The sequence below is a fragment of the Kitasatospora sp. NPDC022856 genome, from assembly GCF_055561235.1.
The window spans coordinates 84,817-104,901 of the sequence record NZ_JBVHHE010000022.1 but is presented as its reverse complement, the minus strand read 5'-3'; the positions used below and the strand labels follow the sequence as shown (position 1 = coordinate 104,901).

At 74.9% G+C, this 20,085-nt stretch carries 21 protein-coding genes, 2 tRNA genes and 1 riboswitch; of the genes, 16 read left to right on the top strand and 7 right to left on the bottom strand.

What is annotated here, in order from left to right; translation table 11 throughout:
• The 3 genes from ACZ34W_RS26260 (at position 1) to ACZ34W_RS26250 (ending at position 1,958) form a co-directional block, all read left to right on the top strand.
• Positions 1-73, top strand: a tRNA-Met gene (locus ACZ34W_RS26260).
• Positions 74-227: 154 nt separating this feature from the next.
• A tRNA-Met gene (locus tag ACZ34W_RS26255) sits at positions 228-301 on the top strand.
• 577 nt (positions 302-878) lie between these two features.
• Positions 879-1,958 carry a hypothetical protein gene (locus ACZ34W_RS26250; protein ID WP_465607542.1) on the top strand — a complete coding sequence of 360 codons (1,080 nt, stop codon included), beginning with the start codon at positions 879-881 and terminating at the stop codon, positions 1,956-1,958.
• Here ACZ34W_RS26250 and ACZ34W_RS26245 read toward each other — a convergent pair.
• From ACZ34W_RS26245 to ACZ34W_RS26235, 3 genes are all read right to left on the bottom strand, one after another.
• Positions 1,955-2,677 carry a class I SAM-dependent methyltransferase gene (locus ACZ34W_RS26245; RefSeq protein ID WP_465607540.1) on the bottom strand — a complete coding sequence of 241 codons (723 nt, stop codon included), beginning with the start codon at positions 2,675-2,677 and terminating at the stop codon, positions 1,955-1,957. The genes ACZ34W_RS26250 and ACZ34W_RS26245 overlap by 4 nt on opposite strands.
• A gap of 98 nt (positions 2,678-2,775) precedes the next feature.
• Positions 2,776-3,489, bottom strand: a complete 714-nt coding sequence (locus ACZ34W_RS26240; protein ID WP_329489065.1) for a sensor domain-containing protein — start codon at positions 3,487-3,489, stop codon at positions 2,776-2,778.
• A 101-nt stretch (positions 3,490-3,590) separates the two neighbouring features.
• Complete coding sequence (locus ACZ34W_RS26235) at positions 3,591-4,163, bottom strand: GNAT family N-acetyltransferase (RefSeq protein WP_329489063.1); 573 nt, start codon at positions 4,161-4,163, stop codon at positions 3,591-3,593.
• Positions 4,164-4,205: 42 nt separating this feature from the next.
• Here ACZ34W_RS26235 and ACZ34W_RS26230 point away from each other — a divergent pair, with 42 nt between their 5' ends.
• Complete coding sequence (locus ACZ34W_RS26230; protein WP_465607538.1) at positions 4,206-5,234, top strand: hypothetical protein; 1,029 nt, start codon at positions 4,206-4,208, stop codon at positions 5,232-5,234.
• Between the two features lie 71 nt (positions 5,235-5,305).
• On the opposite strand, the gene ACZ34W_RS26225 is transcribed toward ACZ34W_RS26230, so the two are convergent.
• Entirely contained in the window at positions 5,306-6,166 is an 861-nt protein-coding gene (locus ACZ34W_RS26225; protein ID WP_329489060.1) for a M23 family metallopeptidase, read from the bottom strand.
• Positions 6,167-6,178: 12 nt separating this feature from the next.
• A riboswitch (cyclic di-AMP (ydaO/yuaA leader) is annotated at positions 6,179-6,337 on the bottom strand.
• A 244-nt stretch (positions 6,338-6,581) separates the two neighbouring features.
• Here ACZ34W_RS26225 and ACZ34W_RS26220 point away from each other — a divergent pair.
• From ACZ34W_RS26220 to ACZ34W_RS26170, 11 genes are all read left to right on the top strand, one after another.
• On the top strand, positions 6,582-6,872 hold the full coding sequence (locus tag ACZ34W_RS26220; RefSeq protein ID WP_465607536.1) for a YiaA/YiaB family inner membrane protein: 291 nt from the start codon (positions 6,582-6,584) through the stop codon (positions 6,870-6,872).
• A gap of 122 nt (positions 6,873-6,994) precedes the next feature.
• Positions 6,995-7,822: an alpha/beta fold hydrolase gene (locus ACZ34W_RS26215; protein WP_465607534.1), complete on the top strand. Its 828-nt coding sequence runs from the start codon at positions 6,995-6,997 to the stop codon at positions 7,820-7,822.
• Between the two features lie 63 nt (positions 7,823-7,885).
• Positions 7,886-8,455, top strand: coding sequence for a TetR/AcrR family transcriptional regulator (locus tag ACZ34W_RS26210; protein WP_465607533.1), 570 nt, complete (start codon positions 7,886-7,888; stop codon positions 8,453-8,455).
• Positions 8,456-8,698: 243 nt separating this feature from the next.
• The gene (locus ACZ34W_RS26205) at positions 8,699-10,978 is read left to right on the top strand and encodes a SpoIIE family protein phosphatase (RefSeq protein ID WP_465607531.1); all 2,280 of its coding nucleotides are present in this window, start codon (positions 8,699-8,701) and stop codon (positions 10,976-10,978) included.
• Positions 10,979-11,139: 161 nt separating this feature from the next.
• Positions 11,140-12,420, top strand: coding sequence for a sensor histidine kinase (locus ACZ34W_RS26200; protein ID WP_329492194.1), 1,281 nt, complete (start codon positions 11,140-11,142; stop codon positions 12,418-12,420).
• Positions 12,404-12,817 carry a roadblock/LC7 domain-containing protein gene (locus ACZ34W_RS26195; protein ID WP_329489055.1) on the top strand — a complete coding sequence of 138 codons (414 nt, stop codon included), beginning with the start codon at positions 12,404-12,406 and terminating at the stop codon, positions 12,815-12,817. Before ACZ34W_RS26200 ends, ACZ34W_RS26195 begins: the two co-directional genes overlap by 17 nt.
• The gene (locus ACZ34W_RS26190; RefSeq protein ID WP_329489053.1) at positions 12,814-13,161 is read left to right on the top strand and encodes a DUF742 domain-containing protein; all 348 of its coding nucleotides are present in this window, start codon (positions 12,814-12,816) and stop codon (positions 13,159-13,161) included. The genes ACZ34W_RS26195 and ACZ34W_RS26190 overlap by 4 nt, the downstream gene beginning before the upstream one ends.
• Positions 13,139-13,771, top strand: a complete 633-nt coding sequence (locus ACZ34W_RS26185; protein WP_329489052.1) for a GTP-binding protein — start codon at positions 13,139-13,141, stop codon at positions 13,769-13,771. The genes ACZ34W_RS26190 and ACZ34W_RS26185 overlap by 23 nt, the downstream gene beginning before the upstream one ends.
• A complete protein-coding gene (locus ACZ34W_RS26180; RefSeq protein ID WP_329489051.1) occupies positions 13,768-15,264 on the top strand; it encodes a cytochrome P450 in 1,497 nt (498 codons plus the stop codon). Before ACZ34W_RS26185 ends, ACZ34W_RS26180 begins: the two co-directional genes overlap by 4 nt.
• The gene (locus ACZ34W_RS26175; RefSeq protein WP_465607529.1) at positions 15,228-16,334 is read left to right on the top strand and encodes a cytochrome P450 family protein; all 1,107 of its coding nucleotides are present in this window, start codon (positions 15,228-15,230) and stop codon (positions 16,332-16,334) included. Before ACZ34W_RS26180 ends, ACZ34W_RS26175 begins: the two co-directional genes overlap by 37 nt.
• A gap of 44 nt (positions 16,335-16,378) precedes the next feature.
• A complete protein-coding gene (locus ACZ34W_RS26170; protein WP_329489049.1) occupies positions 16,379-16,636 on the top strand; it encodes a hypothetical protein in 258 nt (85 codons plus the stop codon).
• 207 nt (positions 16,637-16,843) lie between these two features.
• Here ACZ34W_RS26170 and ACZ34W_RS26165 read toward each other — a convergent pair whose 3' ends face one another.
• Complete coding sequence (locus ACZ34W_RS26165; protein WP_465607528.1) at positions 16,844-17,656, bottom strand: isocitrate lyase/PEP mutase family protein; 813 nt, start codon at positions 17,654-17,656, stop codon at positions 16,844-16,846.
• A 10-nt stretch (positions 17,657-17,666) separates the two neighbouring features.
• Complete coding sequence (locus ACZ34W_RS26160; protein WP_352291176.1) at positions 17,667-18,140, bottom strand: carboxymuconolactone decarboxylase family protein; 474 nt, start codon at positions 18,138-18,140, stop codon at positions 17,667-17,669.
• A gap of 231 nt (positions 18,141-18,371) precedes the next feature.
• Here ACZ34W_RS26160 and ACZ34W_RS26155 point away from each other — a divergent pair, with 231 nt between their 5' ends.
• On the top strand, positions 18,372-19,193 hold the full coding sequence (locus ACZ34W_RS26155; RefSeq protein ID WP_359805714.1) for an NRDE family protein: 822 nt from the start codon (positions 18,372-18,374) through the stop codon (positions 19,191-19,193).
• A gap of 49 nt (positions 19,194-19,242) precedes the next feature.
• Here the strand turns inward: ACZ34W_RS26155 and ACZ34W_RS26150 are convergent, their stop codons facing one another.
• Positions 19,243-19,773, bottom strand: coding sequence for a hypothetical protein (locus ACZ34W_RS26150; RefSeq protein ID WP_465607527.1), 531 nt, complete (start codon positions 19,771-19,773; stop codon positions 19,243-19,245).
• Positions 19,774-20,085: the final 312 nt, after the last annotated feature.

Below are 20,085 nucleotides of genomic sequence, written 5' to 3'. Positions count from 1 at the left end.
GCGGGGTGGAGCAGCTCGGTAGCTCGCTGGGCTCATAACCCAGAGGTCGCAGGTTCAAATCCTGTCCCCGCTACTCAGTAGCACAGAGGCCCGGAAGATTCGTCCTCCGGGCCTCTCGCATGTCCGGGATCCGGGCCCGAGGTCCGCGTCCGGGGTCCGAGGTCCGAGGTCCGGTGACGAACTGATTTCCCATCCGGGCGACTTCCCCGTAGGGTTGCGTTCACCGACGCGGGGTGGAGCAGCTCGGTAGCTCGCTGGGCTCATAACCCAGAGGTCGCAGGTTCAAATCCTGTCCCCGCTACTCAGTAGCACAGAGGCCCGGAGGATTCGTCCTCCGGGCCTCTCGCATGTCCGGGGTCCGGGCCCGCTCCCGGGGCGCCGGCTCCCCGCCGCTCCCGGGCCGGTTCGGAAGCGTTCCCGGAGCCGCACCGGAGCCGCACCGGAACCGGTGCGGCGGCCGCGAATAAATCCGTTGCCCCCGTTCCGAGGAGCTGCCTAAGCTGGCTGCACACTGAAGGGAGGTGATCCTGAATTGAGTTCCATCAGGATGCGTGAGGTGGCTGCTCGCTAGAGCCGCCCCTGCCTGCGCAGGACGAGGCCCCGTGCCTCCGGCAGGCGAATTCCAAGCAGTCACCCGGCCCGTGGGCTCACCGGAACATCCCCGGTGCCTCGCTGCAGCGAGGAGCAGCCCACGGGCTGTCTGCTGTTCCGGCACCGATCGGCCCGGGGCGTTTGCCTCCCACCGCTCCGACGCTAGAGTCGGCGCGGGTTCCGGAGCGGAGCGGGGCGGCCACAGGGGGTAGGCGATGGCGAGGACGCGGCGGACCGGGGGCACGACGGCCCTGCGAACGGCACAACGGGGAGCGGCCGGAGCGCTGGTGGGGGTGGGGGCGCTCGGCCTGGTGCTGTTCTCCCTCGACCGGGCGCACAGCTGGCAGGCGCTGGGCGGCGGGCTGGTGGTGACCGGGGCCTCGGCGGTGCTCGGCGGCGCGCTCGGCTTCCTGTTCGGCGTGCCCCGGGCGCGCGGCGGCCCGGCCGGTGAGCCGCACGGCTCCTACGCCCCGAACACCAATCTGGAGCAGGTCTCCGACTGGCTGACCAAGGTGCTGCTCGGCGTCGGCCTGACCCAGCTCGGCTCGCTCGGCGAGCGGCTGCACCAGCTCGGCGCGGCGCTGGCCCCCGCGCTGGGCGGCGGCGAGGGCGCGGCCCCCTTCGCGGCCGCGCTCGTCCTCTACTTCCTCGTTCTCGGCTTCCTGACCGGCTGGCTGGTGACCCGGCTCGCCCTGCCCCGGGTGCTCTCCGGCGCCGACCAGGCGCTCGACCTCTTCCTGGCCGGCCAGGACCGCGACCTCCGGGGCGACAAGGTGGGCGCGGACGACCTGCGGGTCCGCGCGATGCAGCACCTGGGCCTGCTGGGCGGCAGCACCGGCCGGGCGAACGACCCGGCCCGCCTGCTGCCGTCGAACGCGACGACCGGGCCGGAGAGCGTGATGGCCGAGGTCCGGTCGACGGCCCGGCGCTCGGCGCTCACCGCGGACCGGGTCCGGGAGCTGTTCGCGGACGGCGCCGACGACCGGCGGATCCAGGCGCTCGCCCTGATGCAGGGCGATCCCGCGCTGGCCGACCTGACCAGCGTGCTGGAGGCGATCGAGCACCCGCGCTCCGGCTTCGAGCAGTACCACGCGCTGCTGGCCGCCCGGGGCCTGCTCTCCTGGCTGCCGGCCGCACAGGCGCAGCGGCTGCGGGACGCGGTGGCCGGCCGGCTGGTGGCGCCGGACGGCATCCCGTACGGCTCCGACCGGAGCTGGCTGGCGGAGAAGATCCTCTCCCGGCTGGAGTCACCGGCTCCGCTCCCCCCGCAGGTCACCCTCCCGCAGCAGACCGGTCCGGTCGGCCCGCCGGCCGGGCAGTCGGCCGGCCCGCCCGAGACCGACCGGCCGGAGCGGCAGCCGGGCTAGCCGCCCCGGCGCCGGCGGTCGGCGGCCCGCAGGACGAGGACCCGGCCGAGTCGCCCCGCACCGGCCGGGAGCGGGCGGACCTCGCTGGCGATCCGGCGCTCGCCCAGCGCGCGGCGCAGCGCATCGAGGTGCCGGCAGCGCCGGCCCGCGGCGTCGTTCAGCGGGTGGACCCGGACCTCGCCGCCGGGGGCGGTCACCCGGACCAGCTCGGTCAGCGCGGCCAACTGCTTCTCGGGGCCGAAGAGTTCGGGGTAGACGAACAGCAGGAACCCGCTGAGGGTGAGCGCGAAGGTGTCGTCCGCGAACGGCAGCCGGGGCAGCGCGGCGGCCACGTACCGCTGCGGGTGGGCGGCGGCGTCCGCGGCGAACAGTCGGCGGGCCCGGTCCCAGCTGCGCAGGTAGCGGTCGGCCGGGCGGTGGTGGGACGCCGGGTACAGCTCGGGGCGGGCGGCCATCGCGGCCGCCATGGCGGCGCGGGCGGCCAGCGCGCGGGCCGCGAGCTCGGGGGCCGGCCAGGCGTACGCGGGATCGGTGGCGATCACCCGGCAGCCCAGCTCGCGTGCCTCGGCGGCGAGCCCGGCGGCGCCGCCCGGGCAGTCGAGGACCGGCCCGGGGAGGGCCGCGAGCCCGGCCCGGGTCAGGTCGAACAGCGCGCAGTACTCGTCCAGCGGGCGGGAGGTGACCGGGACGTCGGCGGCGAGGTCGGTCGGGGCGGCCATGCGGTCATCGGACCACGGGCCGGCCCCGCCCGCACCCCGGAACGTCCGGGGCGGGGCGGGGCCGGTGGGGCCGGGCGGTGGGGCGGCGGGTGGGCCGGTCAGCGGCCGAGCAGAGCCCGGGCGGCGAGCCGGTTGACGTTGGTCAGTCCGCGCACCAGCTGCGGGGTCAGGAAGACGAACACGAAGCCCAGCAGCGAGAGCCCGGCGATCTGCAGCGGCCCCTCGACGTAGTAGACGTGCTCGACGCCGTTGCCGTCGTAGTAGTCGAACACCCGGAAGCCCCGCCAGCCGACGTACTTCGGGTAGACCCAGTGGTAGAGCGGGTAGAGCGCCAGCGTCCAGCCGACCAGCAGGAACGTCAGCGACATCACGAAGCTGAAGAGCGCCCACGGGAGCATCACCACCTGGTAGAGCACGGCCTTCCAGCCCGCCGCGTCCACCAGCCGCGCGGTGATCGCGCCCCAGCTGCCCGGCCGGCGCACCCGGACCGGCTTCGGGCCGGGCACGTCCAGCGCCAGCATGCCGCGGACCCGGGCCCGCTCCAGCCGGCCGAAGCCCCGGGCCCCGGCGGTCAGAGCGGCCAGCACCGGCATGCCGAGCACGGTGACGAGAGTGCCGACACCGAAGGTGAACAGCGTGATGGCGAAGGCGAACCCGGCGAGGGCCACCGGCACCGCGGTGAGGGTGAAGCCGAGCTCCCGGTAGTAGTAGGACGAGAACGGCGCCCGCCAGGCGTACGGCGGCTCCTCGGTGCGCCGTACCGCGTCGTCGCGGTCGTCCTCGCTGCGCTGCGTGCTGAGGCTGCTGCTCATGGCCCTCGGGTCCTTCTCGGTGGCGTGCCGGGCTGACGTCACAACCCTGTCAAAGGCCGGGCCGGGCGGACATCCGGCTCCCCCGTGAAGCGGGCCGGGGGTTAACCCCCCACCCGGGGCCACTCGTGGGCGAGCAGCGAGTACTGGAAGGAGTCGCGCCAGCAGCCGCGCAGGTGCACGTCGTGCCGGATCCGGCCCTCCAGACGGAAGCCGGCCCGGATGAGCACCCGGACCGAGGCCGTGTTCTCCACGTCCACCCGGGCGACCAGCCGGTGCAGCCCGAGCGGGCCGAAGGCGAAGTCGCAGAGCAGCCCGGTGATCTCGCCCGCGTAGCCGTTGCCCCAGGTGTCCGGGCGCAGCGCGTAGCCGAGGTCGGCGCTGCGGTGGCCGCCGAGCGTGAGGGCGGCGTTGCCGATCGGGACGGCGCGGGACGGGGCGTCCGCGTCGGCGCGGCGGGTGACGGCCAGCCGGTAGACCGTCCGCTCGTCCTGCTGCGCCTCCTCCAGGTACTGCTCGATCTGGTCGGCGCAGTCCTCGCGGTCACGCGGCTCGAACGGGAGGTAGCGGGTGGCCTCCCGGTCGCCGAACACCGCGTACAGGGCGTCGACGTCGGCGGCGCTGTGGTGGAACTCGCGGATGGCCAGGCGGGGGCCGGTGAGTCGGACGGGGACCATGCCTGCCGACCCTACCCGGGCTTTCCGGTTACCTTACGTGACATGGAAGAAGAAGACCTGCGGCTCGCCCCGCGCACCAAAGCCGCCGAACTGCTCGCCTGGGCGCAGGCGCACGGCCACCCTCCGGTGGCCGAGGCGCCGGTGCGGGCGGTGCTGGCGCTGCTGGAGCTGGGTGAGGGCAGGATGCGTGACGGCTGGCCGGAGCTGACCTCGGACGCCGTGGAACAACTGCTGTACGAGCGGCTCTACCTGTACGTCCAGCCCGAGCCGGAGCAGGACCCGCTGGCGTACGGCGCCGCGGTGCGGCTGCTGATCGACCACCAGCGGGCGGCGAAGCGGCTGAACGCCAAGCGGCAGGAGCGGCTGCACGCGGAGGCCGAGTGGCAGGGCGAGGTGGCCGCCGGGCTGCTGCGCCGCGCCGACCTGGTGACCTGGCCCCGGCTGTACACGCTGCTGCTGCGCGCGGACGGGGTGGACCCGGCCGACGGGGCGGCGGTCCGGGCCTGGTTGGAGGCGTTCCGGGAGCTGGCGCCGGAGGACCGGGCGGCCGCCTACGAGCGGCTGGAGGCGGCGGGCGCGCTGGACCCGGTGGACGACGGGGGCTGGGACGGCGCCCGGCCGCTCAGCGTCGGGATGGCCACCGACGGTGCCCGGCGGCTGCTGGAGCAGGGGCTGATGCGGCGCAGCTACCGCAACCTGGAGGAGCTCACCGCGCAGGGCCGGCCGATGCCCGACGAGCTGGCCGGGGACTTCGGGGCGTTCGAGGAGGCCGCCGTCGAGGCCGCGCTGGACCTCTTCGGCGAGTGGACGGTGCCGGGGCTGCCGCGGCTGCTGGTGGAGGAGTTCCCGGAGCTGGCCCCGGAGCCGGGCCAGGAGGAGATCGACGCGTACCTGGCGCAGCTGCCCGGGGCATCCGGCGAGGCGGAGGAGGCCGGGGAGTACGGGGACGACGAGCCCGGGGACGAGTACGGCTACGCGCCCGGGGACGAGTACGGCTACGCGCCCGGGGACGGGCACGTGCACGGGTCCGCCGACCGGCCGGACGGGGCCGACGCGGCCGCCGGGGCCTGAGACGCGACGGTGCCCCGGCCGTCGTCACGACGGCCGGGGCACCGCGGCGGGCTGTCAGAAGGTGACGCCGGTCAGGGGGTCACGCCGCGCTGCTCGAACCAGCTCTCCGGGTCGACCGGGGCACCGCCGCCGGGGCGGACCTCCAGGTGCAGGTGCGGGCCGGTGACGTTGCCGGTGGCCCCCACCTTGCCGAGCTGCTGGCCGGGGACGACCTTGCCGGAGCCCTTGATGATCGAGGAGAGGTGGCAGTACCAGATCTCGGTGCCGTCGGGCAGCGTCTCGACGATCCGGTAGCCGTACGACCCGGCCCAGCCGGCCGAGGTGATGGTGCCCTGGCCGACCGCGTAGACCGGGGTGCCGGTGTCGGCGGCGAAGTCCAGGCCGGTGTGCAGGTGGGCCCAGTAGGAGGCGCTCTGGCCGTAGTGGGCCGAGAGGTGGTAGTCGCGCACCGGCAGCTCGATGGCGGCGAGCTTGGCCTTCTCGGCCTCCTCCGCGGCCCGCTTGGCCTCCTGCTGCTGGGCCGCGCGCTTGACCTCGGCCTCCTTGGCGGCCTGCAGGCGGGCGCCCTCCTCGGCGGCGGTGCGCTGGCTGTCGGCCTGCTGCTGGATCCGGGCGGCGAGCGCGAGGCCCGGGTCCGCGGCGAGCGCGACCGGGGTCTCGTCCGGGACCTCGACGGCGGGGGCGGCGGCCGGGGTGGCGGAGGCGAAGCCGGTCGCACCGAGGGTGGCGGCCACGGCGGTGACGCCGAGCAGCGGGGCGGTGCCGCGGGTCTGACGGGGCATCCGGTGCCGGTTGCTGTCGGGGGCCTGCGGCCCGGTCTCGACGCCGGACCCGCCGAACTCGCCCGGGTGGGCGGGCGGCCAGGGGTGGTCGAGCAGCTGGGTGCCGGCGGGGGAGCCGGGCAGGTGTGCCGGAGAGTGCGACGACGCCACGGAGGCGCGCTCCTTTCCTTCCTTCGCGCCTACCGGGTTAGCTGACGGGTTCGGAGCAGGAAGGTCTCCTACGGCTGGGCCTGGGCCCGGCCGATTCACCCCAAGGAACATGGTTCCCCGGCTCCCTGGCCTGCCCGGAGGCCGGCCGGCGGGATTAGGCGACGGCGCACGGTGCCGTCTGGGTACGGCGTTACGAACCGCGCTGCGTTATCAAACGTTAATCCTAGGAGCCTCTGATTCCAAGCCGTCCGTTCGGGACAGCCGGATACTACCCGGACGGTACGTGACCTGATGGGCGATTTGGGCGGATCGATGGCAACTGACACTACCGAACGTGAGGGGACGTCAACGAACGGTCCCCCACTTGAGTACTCCTACTCATGTGCGGCGCTCCCGGCGCGGCCATCCTGGCGCCATGAACGCACCGATGCAGTCACGCACCACGGCCGCGTACCACCTCCAGGCCGTCCTCTCCTTCGCCCTCTCCGGCGGCGCCCTCGCCGTCGGCATCGCCTATCTGCCGGTCGGCGGCTGGACCCGCGCCTTCCTCACGGTCGGCCTGCTCTACACCGTCACCTCCGCCTTCACCCTGGCCAAGGTGATCCGGGACCGGCAGGAGACCAACGAGATCGTCACCCGGGTGGACCAGGCGCGGCTGGAGAAGCTGCTCGCCGAGCACGACCCGTTCAAGGTGGAGGGGGTCTGAGCCGCGGTACCGGGGCCGCCCCGGGGGTCCGGCCGGTCGAGGGCTTGAAAGCTAAGGCTATTAGCCTTAGCTTTATGGCTATCGGCGCAATGCCGACAGCCCCGCGGACCGAGGAGGCCCCCATGCCCGGCACCTTCACCCCCAGCACCCAGTACCTCGACCTCCCCGGCGGCCGGCTGGCCTTCGACGACACCGAGCAGGGCGACGGCGCCCCCCTCGTCCTGCTCCCCGGGATGCTCGACAGCCGTGCCGCGTACCGGCACCTGCGCCCGCTGCTGGTGGCCGCGGGCCACCGGGTGATCACCCTGGACCTGCGCGGCTTCGGCGAGTCCTCGATCGCCTGGGACGACTACACGCCGGCCGCGATCGCCACCGACGTCCTCGCCCTGCTGGACCACCTCGGCATCGACCGCGCCACGCTGGTCGGCAACTCCTACGCCGGTGCGACGGTGGTCAAGGTGGCCGGGGACGCGCCGGAGCGGGTGGCCGGGATCGTCCTGGTGGACGCCTTCGTCGAGAACCCGCCGCCGAACGCGCTGCAGCGCGCGATGTTCGGCGTGATGGGCGTCCTGCTGGTGCACTCGCCCGCGTTCTGGGGCCTCTACCACCGCAAGATGGCGTACCCCGGTCCCAAGCCGGCCGACTTCGACGCCTACGTGGACGGACTGGTCGCCGCGATGCGCACGCCGGGCCGCAAGCAGGCCACCCGGGGCTACGTGCGCGGGGACTCCGCGCCGAACGGCTGGACCGCCGCCGTGAGCTGCCCGGCGCTGGTCGTGATGGGCACCAAGGACCCCGACTTCCCCGACCCCGAGCTGGTCGCCGACCGGCAGGCCGCCGCACTGAACGGCCGCAAGGTGATGATCGAGGGCTCCGGGCACTACCCGATGGCCGACCGGCCGCAGGCCACCGCCGACGCCCTGCTGCCCTTCCTCGCCGAGCTGGCCTGAGCCCGCCCTTCCGCGCCGCGCCGGCCCGAGCCCGCCCGCTTCCTCGCCCACGGAGACCGCACCATGCCCCGAGTCGGACTGACCCCCGAGCAGGTCGTCGACCACGCCCTCGCCCTCATCGACGAACAGGGCCCCGAGGCCCTCACCCTGGCCGCCGTCGCCGGACGGGCCCGGGTGGCCACCCCCTCGCTGTACAAGCACGTCAGCGGCGGACTCGCCGAGCTGCGCCGGCTGATCGCCGTCCGGGTCACCGAGGAACTCGCCGACCGGCTCGCCGAGGCCGCCCTCGGCCGCGGCGGGGACGACGCCGTCGCCGCCGTCCTGCGGGCCTACCACGGCTACGCCACCGAGTACCCGCACCGGTACACCGCGCTGCCGCAGGCCCCGCAGCCGGACGACGACCTGACCAGGGCGGGCGGGCGGCTGGTCGGGGTGATCCTCGCGGTGCTCCGCGGCTACGGGCTGGAGGGCTCCGAGGCCGTCCACGCCGCCCGGACCGTCCGCTCGGTCGCCCACGGCTTCGCCTCGCTGTCGATCGGCGGCGGGTTCCAGCTCGCCGAGGACCTCTCCGACACCCAGGACCGCCTGATCACCCTCCTCACCGGCGGCCTCCGGAACTGGCCCGGGGCCTGAGCCCCGCCCCCACCGCGCGGCCGGGCTCCGTGAGTTCCCCCGGCCGGGCGCCGCACCCGGCGCACCCCGCGCGGCGGGCCGGCCGGACCACGGCGGACCACCCGGTCGGAGCGGCCGGGCAGGGCACGACCGGCGTCCGCTCCCCGGCACCGGTGCGCCGTCCGGGTCACCCTTCACCGGCATCGGAAATGAGGTATGAAGAATTGGGTGCCCGACAAGGCGACGGAAAGGCCGGGAAATCCCATGGACCTGACCTCACCGTGGCTTCCCCCCTCCGAGGACGAGAGCCGGGCCCCGCGCAGCAGCCCCACCGCGCGCAGCGCGATGCGCTGTGTCCGGTTACTGCTCGGCTGCACCACCGCCGCCGAACTCCTCGGGACCGTGCTCGCCGAGGGCCCGGGCTGGATCACCGGTGAGGGCTCCGCGCTCTACCTGCTGGACAGCGCCGGAATGCTCCGGCTCACCGCCTCGCACGGCCTGCCCGACTGGGTCCACGAGCGCTACGGCGTCATCGATCCGGCGAGCGAGCTGCCCGCCGCGACGGCCCTGCGACTGCGCCGCCCGTACCTGCTCAGTCCGGAGCGCACCAGCGTCGACTATCCCAACCGCAATGCCGGTATGGGCACCGGAATGGTCGCCCTGATCGCCCTGCCGATGATCGTCGACGAACGGCCGATCGGCGTGCTCGCCCTCGCCCTCGCCCACCGGGGCACCGTCCCCCGCCGCGATCTGGACGTGCTGGAGACGCTCGGCGACGCCTGCGCCCACCGGCTCGCCCATCTGCTCGACAGCGCGCGGGCGGGGGCCCGCCCGGCCGGGACGGCCCACCCGGGGCCCGGCGGCGAGGCCGGTACGGACGGGCGGTCCGCCGCACTGGCCCACCCGATGCTCTCGCTCGCCGTCCGGTCCGCCGGGCACGGCGCCTTCGAGCGCGATCTGGTGACCGGCGAGACCTTCTGGGACGCCACCGCCTACCGGGTGGTCGACCGCCCCGTGCCGCCCGACGGCCCGCCCACCGCACCCGACCTGGACGGGCTGGTCCACCCCGAGGACCTCCCGGACGTCCAGGCCGCCCTCGCCGAGGCACTCGCCACCGGCGGCCCGTACCGGATCGAGTACCGGGTGCCGCGCCGCGACGGCGGTGTGATCCGGATCGAGGAGACCGGTGAGGTGATGCTGGACGTGCACCGCCGGCCGGTCCGGGTCGCCGGGCTGCTGGCCGACCGGGACCGCGCGGGCGCCCCCGCGGAGGAGGTGGCCGGCGGCGGAGCGGGCGGCGGCGCCCCGGCGGCCGGCGCCCGCTCGGCGCTGCTGCTGGCGCTCACCCGCGCGCTGTCCCGCGCGGTCACCGTCCGGGACGTGACCACCGCGGTGACCGACGTGGCCCGGCCGGCGTTCGGCGCCGCCAGCATCGTGCTCGACCTGGTCGACGAGGGCCGGCTGCTGCCCGTCTCGCACACCGTGTACGGCGGCCCGCGCCGGACCGAGCTGACCCGGCTGGCCGACCTCTCCGAGGGTGTGATGCAGCACTCGCTGGCCCGCTCCGCCCCGCTGTTCAGCGAGCCCGCCACCACCGGGCCGGGCGGCGGCGGGCCACTGACCCCGGCGTCCTGGGCGGTGCTGCCGCTGGTCGCCTCCGGGCGACAGGTCGGCTCCTGCCTGATCACCTTCTCCACCGAACGGGTCTTCGGCCGCGAGGACCGCACCCTCTACTCCGCCTTCGCCGGCATCCTGGCGCAGTCCCTGGAGCGCGCCCGGCTCTACGACACCCACCACCACCGGGCCACCGAGCTGCAGCGCGCCATGCTGCCGCGCACCCTGCCCCGGCTGCCCGGGATCGCCAGCGCCGCGCGCTACCTGCCCAGCACCGAGGGCATGCAGATCGGCGGCGACTGGTACGACCTGCTGCGGCTGCCGGACGGCCGGATCGGCCTGGTGATCGGCGACGTCCAGGGCCACAACGCCGAGGCCACCGCCGTGATGGGCCAGCTGCGCAGCGGTCTGCGCGCGTACGCCACCGACGGCCACGACCCGGCCGCCACCCTGGCCCGGACCAGCCGGCTGCTGTCCGAACTCGACACCGACCTCTTCGCCACCTGCCTCTACCTCACCCTCGACCCCGCCGACGGGACGGTCCGGGCGGCCCGGGCCGGTCACCCCTCGCCGGTCCGGATCGCGCCGGACGCCGCGGCCGTCGAACTGGACCTGCCGGGCGGCCCGCCGCTGGGCGTGGACCCGGGGCAGCCGTACCACCTGACGGTCGGGCACCTGGCGGTCGGCGAGACCCTGCTGGTCTACACGGACGGGCTGGTCGAGGACCGCGAGGAGGACTACGACGAGTCGGTGCAGCGGATGCTCGGCGGGCTGGAGCTGTGGGCCCGGCAGGCCGGTCCGGTCCGGCTGGGCCCGGCCGCCGCCCTGGAGCGCCTCGCCGATCTGCTCACCCTCAACGTGACCGAGCGCCGCTCCCGGCCGGACGACGTCGCTCTGCTGTTGCTGCACCGGAGTTCGCCGGTTCAGTGAGCCTCCGACGGGGCCGGGGGAGCGGCCCCGGGCGGGGCGCGGCCGGGCCGGAAGCAGGTCGGATTGACGTCGTATGGACGGGATATTGACGAGATCCGGTCACTTGGCGAGATCCGTTCACACCTTCGTAGGATCATCACCCTAGAATTCGCGGCGTGACGATGACTCAGTGGTGTGCAACGGCAACCGGCGTTCTCGCCGCCCTCGCCCTCGTGGCCGCCGCCCGCTACCGCGCCGTCTCCGTCACCCAGCGCCGCCGGGCCGACCGGCAGCAGCGCGAGAACGCCCGCCTCCAGGACCAGCTCGCCGTCGAACTCGCCCGCCGGGGGAGCGAACTGGCGGCCGTCCAGCAGGAGCAGGAACTCAACGCCTCCACCCAGCGGGCCTTCCTCAGCGTGGCCCGCCGGATCCTCGTGATGGCCCACGACCAGCAGGCCCTGCTCGACGAGATGGAGCGCACCCACGACGACCCGGCGCTGCTGGAGGGCCTGCTCAAGGCCGACCACGCCGCCGCCCAACAGGCCCGCCTCGCCCAGACCCTGGCCGTCCTGTGCGGCGCCCGGGCCGGGCGGCACTGGCCCGAACCGGTCTCGCTGGAGGACGTGGTGCGCGGTGCCCAGTCGCGCATCCTGCCCTTCCAGCGGGTGGTGGTCCGCAGCCGGATCGAGACCGCCGTGGTCGGCGCCGCCGCCGAGGCGCTCATCCACGCCGTGGCCGAGCTGCTGGACAACGCCACCCGCTACTCACCGCCCAGCACCCAGGTGTTCGTGACGCTGATGCCCGTCCACAACGGCGCCGTCGTCGAGATCGACGACGGCGGCGTCGGGATGCCCGAGCCGGCCGTCGCCAAGGCGGCCTCGGCGCTGGCCGGCGGCACCTCGCTGGAGGTGTCCCGCCTCGGCGAGGTGCCGCAGCTGGGCCTGGCCGCGGTCGGCCGGCTCGCCGAGCAGTACGGGTTCCGGGTCACCCTCAGTTCGGCGCCCTCCCCGTACGGCGGGGTCCGGGTCGTGGTGCTGCTGCCGAACGCGCTGCTCACCGAGCCGCTCCCGCCGACCGTCCCGGGCCTCGGCCCCGACGACCCGGCGTTCCCGGCCGACCCCCACCGGAACCCGGCCTCCCCCTACCCGGGCGGACATCCGCGGACCACCGCACACCCCCTGGTGGAGACCCCGCCGGCCGGCCCCGCCGCTCCGCCGCCGCTTCCCCGCCGGAGCCACCGGCGCGACCGCTCCAACCGCCACGCCTCGCCGGCCGCTCCCCCGCCGGCGCCCGCCCCGCCCTACCGGTCGGCGCAGGATGCCCGGGCGTTCATGGCGATGTTCCAGGCCGGCACCGCCGACGGCCGGTCGGCCGCCCGGACGCAGGCCCAGCCCCACCGTTCCCTGCCCGCTTCCCCCCAGCTCCCCCAGCGCTTCGGAGAGTTCCATGACCACCACCCCTGATCTCGGCTGGCTGCTCGCCGACATCATCTCCGTCCCCGAGGTCCAGCACGCCGTCGTGGTGTCCAACGACGGCCTGGAGATCGGCCGCAGCGCGGGCATCCTGCGCGAGGACGCCGAGCGGCTCGCCGCCGCCTGCTCGGGCCTGCAGTCGCTGGCCCGCGGCGTCGCCCAGGGCTTCGGCGGCCACGGCAGCGCCACCCGCCAGATCGTCATCGAGTACGGCGGCGGCTACCTCTTCGTGGTCGCCGCAGGGGCCGGGGCCCACCTGGCCGTGGTGACCGGCGAGGCGGTCGACGCCGGCCTGGTCGCCTACCAGATGCAGGTCCTCGTCGAGCGGATCGGCAGCCACCTCACCAGCCCGCCGCGCGTCGATCACGCGGCGGGGGGCCGGCGGTGAACGGGCCGGTCCGGCCCTATGTGATCACCGGCGGCCGCAGCCGGCCCACCCGGTCCGCGCTCGCCGTCGAGAGCCTGGTCAGCGCCTTACCCGACCGGCCCGACCTCCCCGAGGACGCCCTGCTCAACCGCGAGCACCAGCGCATCCTGGACCTCTGCCGCAGCCTGCTGTCGGTCGCCGAGGTGGCCGCCTACCTCGGGCTGCCGCTCGGCGTCGTCAAGGTGCTGGTCGGCGACCTCTGGGACCTCGGCGCCGTCCAGGTGCTCCCGCCCGTCCCGCAGGCCGAACGCCTGCCCGCAACCCTCCTGGAAGAGGTGCTCGTTGGCCTCCGCCAACTCCGCTGACCCGCGCACCGCCGAGCCCTCGGCGCCGGAGCCCCAGTACCTGCCGCCGTCCGTCCAGGGCGCCGTGAAGATCCTGGTCACCGGCCCGTTCGGGGTCGGCAAGACCACCCTGGTCGGCGCACTGAGCGAGATCACGCCGCTGCGCACCGAGGAGACCATGACGGCCGCCAGCAGCGGCATCGACGACCTCACCGGGCGGCCGGGCAAGACCACCACCACGGTCGCGCTGGACTTCGGCCGGATCACGCTCAACCCCCGGCTCGCCCTCTACCTCTTCGGCACCCCCGGGCAGCAGCGGTTCTGGCCGCTCTGGGACGACCTGTCGCGCGGCGCGCTCGGCGCCATCGCGATGGTCGACCTGCGCCGCCCGGACGAGAGCTTCGACGTGCTCGGCCGGCTGGAGGAGCAGCGGATCCCGTTCGCGGTCGCCGTCAACACCTTCCCGGACACCCCGAGTTACCCCGAGGAGGAGCTGCGCTCCGCCCTCGACCTGCTGCCCGACGTACCGATCCTGTACTGCGACGCCCGGGACCGCCGGGCCGCGTACGACCTGCTGATCGACTTCGTCGACCATCTGCACTCCACCGCCGTACTGGAGCTCCAGCGATGACGACCCCCGACCCGGGCACGGCCGTTCCGCCGTCCGCCGGGCAGCTGTCCGCACCCCCCGGCTGCCCGGCGCACGCGGCCGGGACCCTGCCCGCCGGGGTGCCGCTGCCCCGGCTGTACGGCGCCGCCGTCGCCGACGACCCGCACGGCCTGTACGCCCGGCTGCGGGCCCAGTACGGCCCGGTCGCGCCGATCGAGCTGGAGCCGGGGGTCGAGGCCTGGCTCGTGCTCGGCTACCCCGAACTGCTCGAACTCACCCGCAACGAGGCGCTGTTCTCCAAGGACTCGCGCCGCTGGAGGGTCCCGGCCGAGGGCCGGCTGGCCGCCGACTCCCGGCTGCTGCCGATGACCGCCTGGCGTCCCACCCTGCTCAACCTGGACGGCGCCGAGCACCAGCGGCTGCGCGCCGCCGTCGCCGACACGCTGGCCGAGATCGACCACCGCCAGCTGCGCGAGACCACCGAGGCCGCCGCCGACGCCCTGATCGACAGCTGGGGCCCGGACGGCACCGCCGACCTGATCGCGCAGTACGCCCGTCGGCTGCCACTGCTGGTCTTCACCCAGCTGATCGGACTGCCCGCCGAGGCCGGACCGCACCTGGTCGGGCTGATCAGCCACTTCGTCGACAGCAGCAAGGACTCCGTGCGCGCCAGCGCGGAGTTCCAGGCGATCCTGGTCGACCTCGTCCGGCGCCGCCGCGCCACGCCCGGGGCCGACCTCACCTCCTGGCTGCTGGCCCACCCGGCCGCGCTCAGCGACGAGGAGGCGGTGCACCACCTGGTGGTGATGATGGTCGCGGGCAACGAGACCACCATCAACTGGACCGGCAACACCCTGCGGCTGCTGCTCACCGACCGCCGGTTCCGGGCCACCCTGACCGGCGGCCGGCTCACCGTCTCCGACGCGCTGGAGGAGGTGCTCTGGCGCGACCCGCCGACGCAGAACTTCCCCGGCCGGTGGGCGACCGGCGACACCGTCCTCGGCGGCCAGTACATCAGCGCCGGCGACATGCTCGTGCTCGGCCTGGCCGCGGCCAACGCCGACCCGGCCGCCCAGGGCGCCTCGGCCGCCGCGCACGGCTCGCTCGGCGGCAACCGGGCGCACCTGGCCTGGGGCGCCGGCAAGCACGTCTGCCCGGCCCAGCACCCGGCCCGGATCATCGTCGAGACCGCCGTCGAGACCCTGCTGCATCGCCTTCCCGATCTCCAACTGGCCGTACCACCCAGCGAGTTGGCCTGGCGCCCGTCGCCCTGGTCACGCGCCCTGGTCAGCCTGCCGGTGCTCTACAGCGCCTTCACCCCGCCCCGCCCGCCAGCCCCCGAGAGGCCGTCATGGACACCGCCGCCCCTGAGCTCGACCGACCCGGCCACCGACCCGAGCCCATCCGGCTCGACCCCTTCGGACGGGACCAGCACGGAGAGAACGCCCGGCTCCGGGAGGCCGGCCCGGCGGTCCTGGTGGAACTCCCTGGCGGGGTGGTGGTCTGGGCGATAGCCCGGCACGACACCCTCCAGGAGCTGCTCGCCGACCCCCGGGTGGGCAAGAACCCGCAGCTCTGGACCGCCTTCACCGAGGGCCGGCTGCCCGAGGGCTGGCCGCTGCTGAACTTCGTCACCGTGCCGGGCATGATCACCGTGGACGGCGAGGACCACCGGCGGCTGCGCGGCCTGGTCACCCAGGCCTTCACGCCGCGCCGGGTCGCCGAACTGCGGCCCGCCGTCGAGTCCCGCACACGGGCGCTGCTCGACGACCTCGCCGGGCTGGAGGGCCCGTTCGACCTGCGCGAGCACTTCGCCTACCCGCTGCCGATGCAGGTCATCGGCGAACTGCTGGGCCTGCCGCCCAAGCAGCAGGACGAACTGCACGAGCTCTCCGACACCCTGGTCTCCAGCTCCGCCACCCCGGACGCCGCGATCGCCGCCCAGCGGGGGCTCCAGGCGCTGCTCGCCTCCGTGGTCGAGGCCAAGCGCGCCGAACCCGGCGACGACCTGACCACCGACCTGATCGCCGCCCGCGAGTCCGGGGACCGGCTCAGCGAGCAGGAGCTCGTCGGCACGCTGCTGCTGATGCTGGTGGCCGGGCACGAGACCACCCTCAACCTGATCACCAACGCCGTCCGCGCCCTGCTCTCGCACCCCGAGCAGCTGCGGCTGGTGCTCGACGGGGAGCAGCCGTGGTCCGCGGTGGTCGAGGAGACGCTGCGGTACGACTCGCCGGTCGGGCAGTTCCCGCTGCGGTACGCGACCGAGGACATCCCGGTGGGCGACGTGGTGATCCGGCGCGGCGAGGCGCTGCTCGCCTCCTACGCGTCCGCCGGCCGGGACGCCGCGCACTACCCGGACGCCGACCGCTTCGACATCACCCGGCAGCCGAACCGGCATCTGTCGCTCGGCCACGGCCCGCACTTCTGCCTCGGCTCCGGACTCGCCCGGATGGAGGCGGAGACCGCGCTGCGGTACCTGTTCGACCGCTTCCCGGGGATCGCCCTGGCCGAGGGGCCCGCGCCGGAGCCGATCGGGTCGTTCATCAGCAACAGCGTGCGGACGCTGCGGGTGACGGTCTGACGCCGCCGCGGTGACCTGAGGGCGGCCGGGTCGTTGGGGGTTCCATGAAGAAACTCGCCACCCTGGCCGCCCTCACCATGGCAGGCCTCGCCCTGGCCGCCCCGGCCGCGTCGGCCACGACCTCCACCGCCACGTCGCCGGACGCCCTGGACGGGCTCTCCAGCGGCCTCAACCTCTCCCCGGGCGACCTCGCCCTGAAGGAGGCCGGCAAGCTCCCGCTGGTCGGTCACGCCGCGCAGGAGGTGGAGGCGATCGGCACCAACCAGTTGACCCACCCGGGCCTCAGCGGGCAGATCGGCTGAGCGGTCCGGCGCGGGGACCCGGGCGGTCCGGGAGCTCCCCTGTGGCTCCCGGGCCCCGTGGTCTCCCTGATCTCCTGGCTCTCCTGGCGCTCCTGGCTCTCCCGGCTCTCCTTCCGAAGCGGCCGCCACCGCTGCGCGCCGCTCGGGGCGCACAGCGGTCGGCGTCCGTCGCCGACTCCGCGGTCGGGTCCGGACGCCGGCTCCGGGTCAGCCCTGCGCGAGGGCGTTCAGCTCCTGGTAGGTGAGCCCGCCGTCGAGCGCGGTGTACGTCCCCTCGGAGTACACCTCCTCGGCGGCGCGGCGCACCGCCGCGTACGCCGCCCTGGCCAGGCCCGGCCCGAGGCTGACCCTGGCCACGCCGAGCTTCGCCAGCTCCGGTACGGACGGTGAGCCCGGCCCGGCCAGGACGTTCAGCGGCACCGGGACTGCGGCCACCAGGGCGGCGATCGTCTCCGGGTCCGCGACCCCGGGCACGAACACGCCGTCCGCGCCGGCCGCGACGTACGCCCGCAGGCGGTCGACGGCCTCGTCCAGCCGGCCGGCCGGGTCGCCGAGCTGCTTCAGGAACACATCGGTGCGGCCGTTGACGAAGAGCGGGACGCCGGCCGTGTCGGCGGCGGCCCGGGCGGCCGCGATCCGTTCGGCCGCCTCGGCGGCGGGGCGCCTCCCGTCCTCCAGGTTCACCCCGACCGCGCCGGTGCCGAGCAGCGCGGTGACGGTCTCGCCGACCTCGGCGGCCGTCGCGCCGAAGCCGCTCTCCAGGTCCGCCGTCACCGGCAGCGCGACCGAGCGCACGATCAGCGCGGTCTGGGCCAGCACCTCGGCGCGGTCGGCCGCGTCGCCGTCCGCGCTGCCGAGCGTCCAGGAGACGCTCGCGCTGGCCGTCGCGACGGCCCGGGCACCGGCGGCGGCGACCAGTCGGGCGCCCACCGCGTCCCACACGTTGGCGAGCACCAGGGGCTCGCCGGGGCGGTGCAGGGCGTGGAGGGCTCGGGCCAGCTCGTGCTGAGTGGTCGTCATGCCGGGCACCCTACTTCGCGGCGGGGCTGAGGCGGGAGGTGACGCCGATCCGGTTCCAGGAGTTGATGGCGATGATCAGCGCGATCAGCTGGGCCAGCTCGGCCTGCTCGAAGTGCTCGGCGGCCTCCTGGTAGACGGCGTCCGGCACGTGCCCCTGGGTCAGCAGGGTGACCGACTCGGTCAGCGCGAGGGCGGCCCGCTCCTTGGCGGTGAACCAGGACGTCTCCCGCCAGGCCGGCAGGGAGAGCAGCCGGTGGTTCTGCTCGCCGTTCTTCAGGGCGTCCGTGGCGTGCATGTCGATGCAGAAGGAGCAGCCGTTGAGCATCGACGCGTGCACCTTGACCAGCTCGGCGAGGACGGGGTCGACGCCCTGCCGGGCGGCGCGGTCCAGGGCGATCATGGCCCGGTAGAACTCGGGGGCGAGGTCGGGGAGGGAGATCCGCTGCTCGGGGGCGGACACGGTGGCGTTGTCGTTCGTCGTCATACCGGCCAGCCTAGGGTCCGACTGGACTGGCTCCCTGGCACATTCGGGCCGAGAGATCGTGGGCCACTTCACGGTCGGGGCAGGCCCTCGGGCGGCTCGCCCGAGTGTGGCACGGCGGGCGCCGGAGGGCGAGGGCCCGGACCTGCCCGGATCCGAACGATCGTGCGAGGATCGCGGGGAGGGTGGTGCAGCCGGGCCGCCCGGGGTGGGCGAGGTCAGGGGGCCAGGACCGTGTGTACCGCGTTCGTCAGCATCGAACCGTCGGCATCGGTGCCCGTGCTGCTGCTGTCGGTGCGGGACGAGTACGCCGGGCGGCGGTGGTCCCCGCCGGACCACCACTGGCCCGCGCACCCGGCGGCCGTCGGCGGGCTCGACCTGGCGGCGGGCGGGACGTGGCTCGCCATCGAACCGGGGGCCGCGGTGCCCGGGGCCACGGAGCCGGGCACCGCGGGGCCGGCCGCGGCCTGTCTGCTGAACGGCTTCGGGGCCATGGCACCCGCCCGGGCCCGGCTCTCGCGCGGGGAGCTGCCGCTGATCGCCCTGCGGGACGGCGGCCTCGCCGGCGTCGACCTGGAGCGGTACGACCCGTTCCACCTCGTCCTCGCCGGCCGGGCCGGCGCACGGGTACTGAGCTGGGGCGGCAGCATCCTGGCGGAACGCGACCTGCCGGTCGGGCTGAGCGTGGTGCTCAACGACGGACCGGAGGGGCTGGCGGCGGACCGGACCGCGTCCGAACTGGTCCGCTCGCTGATGGCCGCCCGCGCCGCGCACTTCCGGGCCCGCTTCCGGGCCGCCGTCCGGCCCGCGCCGCGGCCCGGCCCCGCCACGACCGAGCAGGCCTGGGGCGCCTGGCTGCCGATCGTCTCCGGCGACGGCCTGGCGCTCGACGATCCGGCCGCGCTGGTCCAGCGGCGGGAGTTCGGCGACGGGCGGATCTGGGGATCGTCCTCGATCTCGCTGCTCGCCTTCGGGCCCGACGGGCCGCGGTACGACTTCGGCCCGGCCCCGGTGACGGAGCCGGGCACGCCCGGCGGCTGGCGCCGGATCGGTTAGACGAGTGGAGTAACTGGCAGACTCCCCCGTCCCGGCCGGGGCGAGTCGTTCAGCCCTGCGCCCGGGCCTCCAGCCAGCGCCTCGCGAGGGTCGCGTTGACGGTGTAGAAGAACTCCGACTTGAGGCCCGGCTCGCTGGTGAGCGCCTCCACCCAGGTCATCGGCCAGTTGCGGCGGTGGTAGTGCCGGTGCACCGCACGGGTGAAGGCGGCGAGGTTGCCCTGCAGGCTCTTCTTCTCCAGGCCCAGCCGGGTGGCCAGTTCGGTGTAGCTCACCCGCGCGTCGGGCTGGGCGGCCAGCACGTCCAGCACCCGGGCCACCACCTGCACCGATCCCAGCGGCTCGATCATCAGCCGGCGGAAGTCCTCGACGGTCCACTCGACGACCGGGAGCTTGCCGGGCTCCCCGGCCGCCCCCTCCTCCGGCGCGGCCGGGGGCGCCGGAGGAGCGCCGCCCGCACCGGCGGCCGTCGAGGCACCCGCCGTGGCGCCGGTCAGCCCGGCCAGGTAGGCGTACACCTGTGTGACGTACTGACTCGGCACCGGTACCGAGACGAACTGCGGCTGGTCGTCCTGCGACATGTGGTCCTCCCCTGGTGTGGCCGCCGGCCGTGTTCCCTGGCGACAGCCCTGATCCTGACAGACCGCCAGTCACCTTGTCCAGCCTTTACTGCCAGTTACTCCAGGCCCTTCTCACTTCCTCTCCCGACTACTCCATCGATTCGGTCCCACCGGCCGCCCCAGTGAGCCGCTCCCCGGGACGAACGGGAACGCACCCCTTCGGTGGCCGGTGGACGTTCCGGTCGGGGCGGCGGGCGCGGGGGTGGGCCCCCCGCCCCGCCCCGCCCCGCACCCCCGCAGCCGCTCCAGGTCCGAAGAGCGGCGTGTGGGGGA

Bases quoted from the DNA above. Each gene is read 5' to 3' on its own strand.
- ACZ34W_RS26245 (WP_465607540.1), bottom strand. From the start codon at position 2,677: ATGGCCGCCCCGACCGACCTCGCCGCCGACGTCCCGGTCACCTCCCGC.
- ACZ34W_RS26240 (WP_329489065.1), bottom strand. From the start codon at position 3,489: ATGAGCAGCAGCCTCAGCACGCAGCGCAGCGAGGACGACCGCGACGAC.
- ACZ34W_RS26235 (WP_329489063.1), bottom strand. From the start codon at position 4,163: ATGGTCCCCGTCCGACTCACCGGCCCCCGCCTGGCCATCCGCGAGTTC.
- ACZ34W_RS26230 (WP_465607538.1), top strand. From the start codon at position 4,206: ATGGAAGAAGAAGACCTGCGGCTCGCCCCGCGCACCAAAGCCGCCGAA.
- ACZ34W_RS26220 (WP_465607536.1), top strand. From the start codon at position 6,582: ATGAACGCACCGATGCAGTCACGCACCACGGCCGCGTACCACCTCCAG.
- ACZ34W_RS26215 (WP_465607534.1), top strand. From the start codon at position 6,995: ATGCCCGGCACCTTCACCCCCAGCACCCAGTACCTCGACCTCCCCGGC.
- ACZ34W_RS26210 (WP_465607533.1), top strand. From the start codon at position 7,886: ATGCCCCGAGTCGGACTGACCCCCGAGCAGGTCGTCGACCACGCCCTC.
- ACZ34W_RS26205 (WP_465607531.1), top strand. From the start codon at position 8,699: ATGGACCTGACCTCACCGTGGCTTCCCCCCTCCGAGGACGAGAGCCGG.
- ACZ34W_RS26200 (WP_329492194.1), top strand. From the start codon at position 11,140: ATGACTCAGTGGTGTGCAACGGCAACCGGCGTTCTCGCCGCCCTCGCC.
- ACZ34W_RS26195 (WP_329489055.1), top strand. From the start codon at position 12,404: ATGACCACCACCCCTGATCTCGGCTGGCTGCTCGCCGACATCATCTCC.
- ACZ34W_RS26180 (WP_329489051.1), top strand. From the start codon at position 13,768: ATGACGACCCCCGACCCGGGCACGGCCGTTCCGCCGTCCGCCGGGCAG.
- ACZ34W_RS26170 (WP_329489049.1), top strand. From the start codon at position 16,379: ATGAAGAAACTCGCCACCCTGGCCGCCCTCACCATGGCAGGCCTCGCC.
- ACZ34W_RS26165 (WP_465607528.1), bottom strand. From the start codon at position 17,656: ATGACGACCACTCAGCACGAGCTGGCCCGAGCCCTCCACGCCCTGCAC.
- ACZ34W_RS26160 (WP_352291176.1), bottom strand. From the start codon at position 18,140: ATGACGACGAACGACAACGCCACCGTGTCCGCCCCCGAGCAGCGGATC.
- ACZ34W_RS26150 (WP_465607527.1), bottom strand. From the start codon at position 19,773: ATGTCGCAGGACGACCAGCCGCAGTTCGTCTCGGTACCGGTGCCGAGT.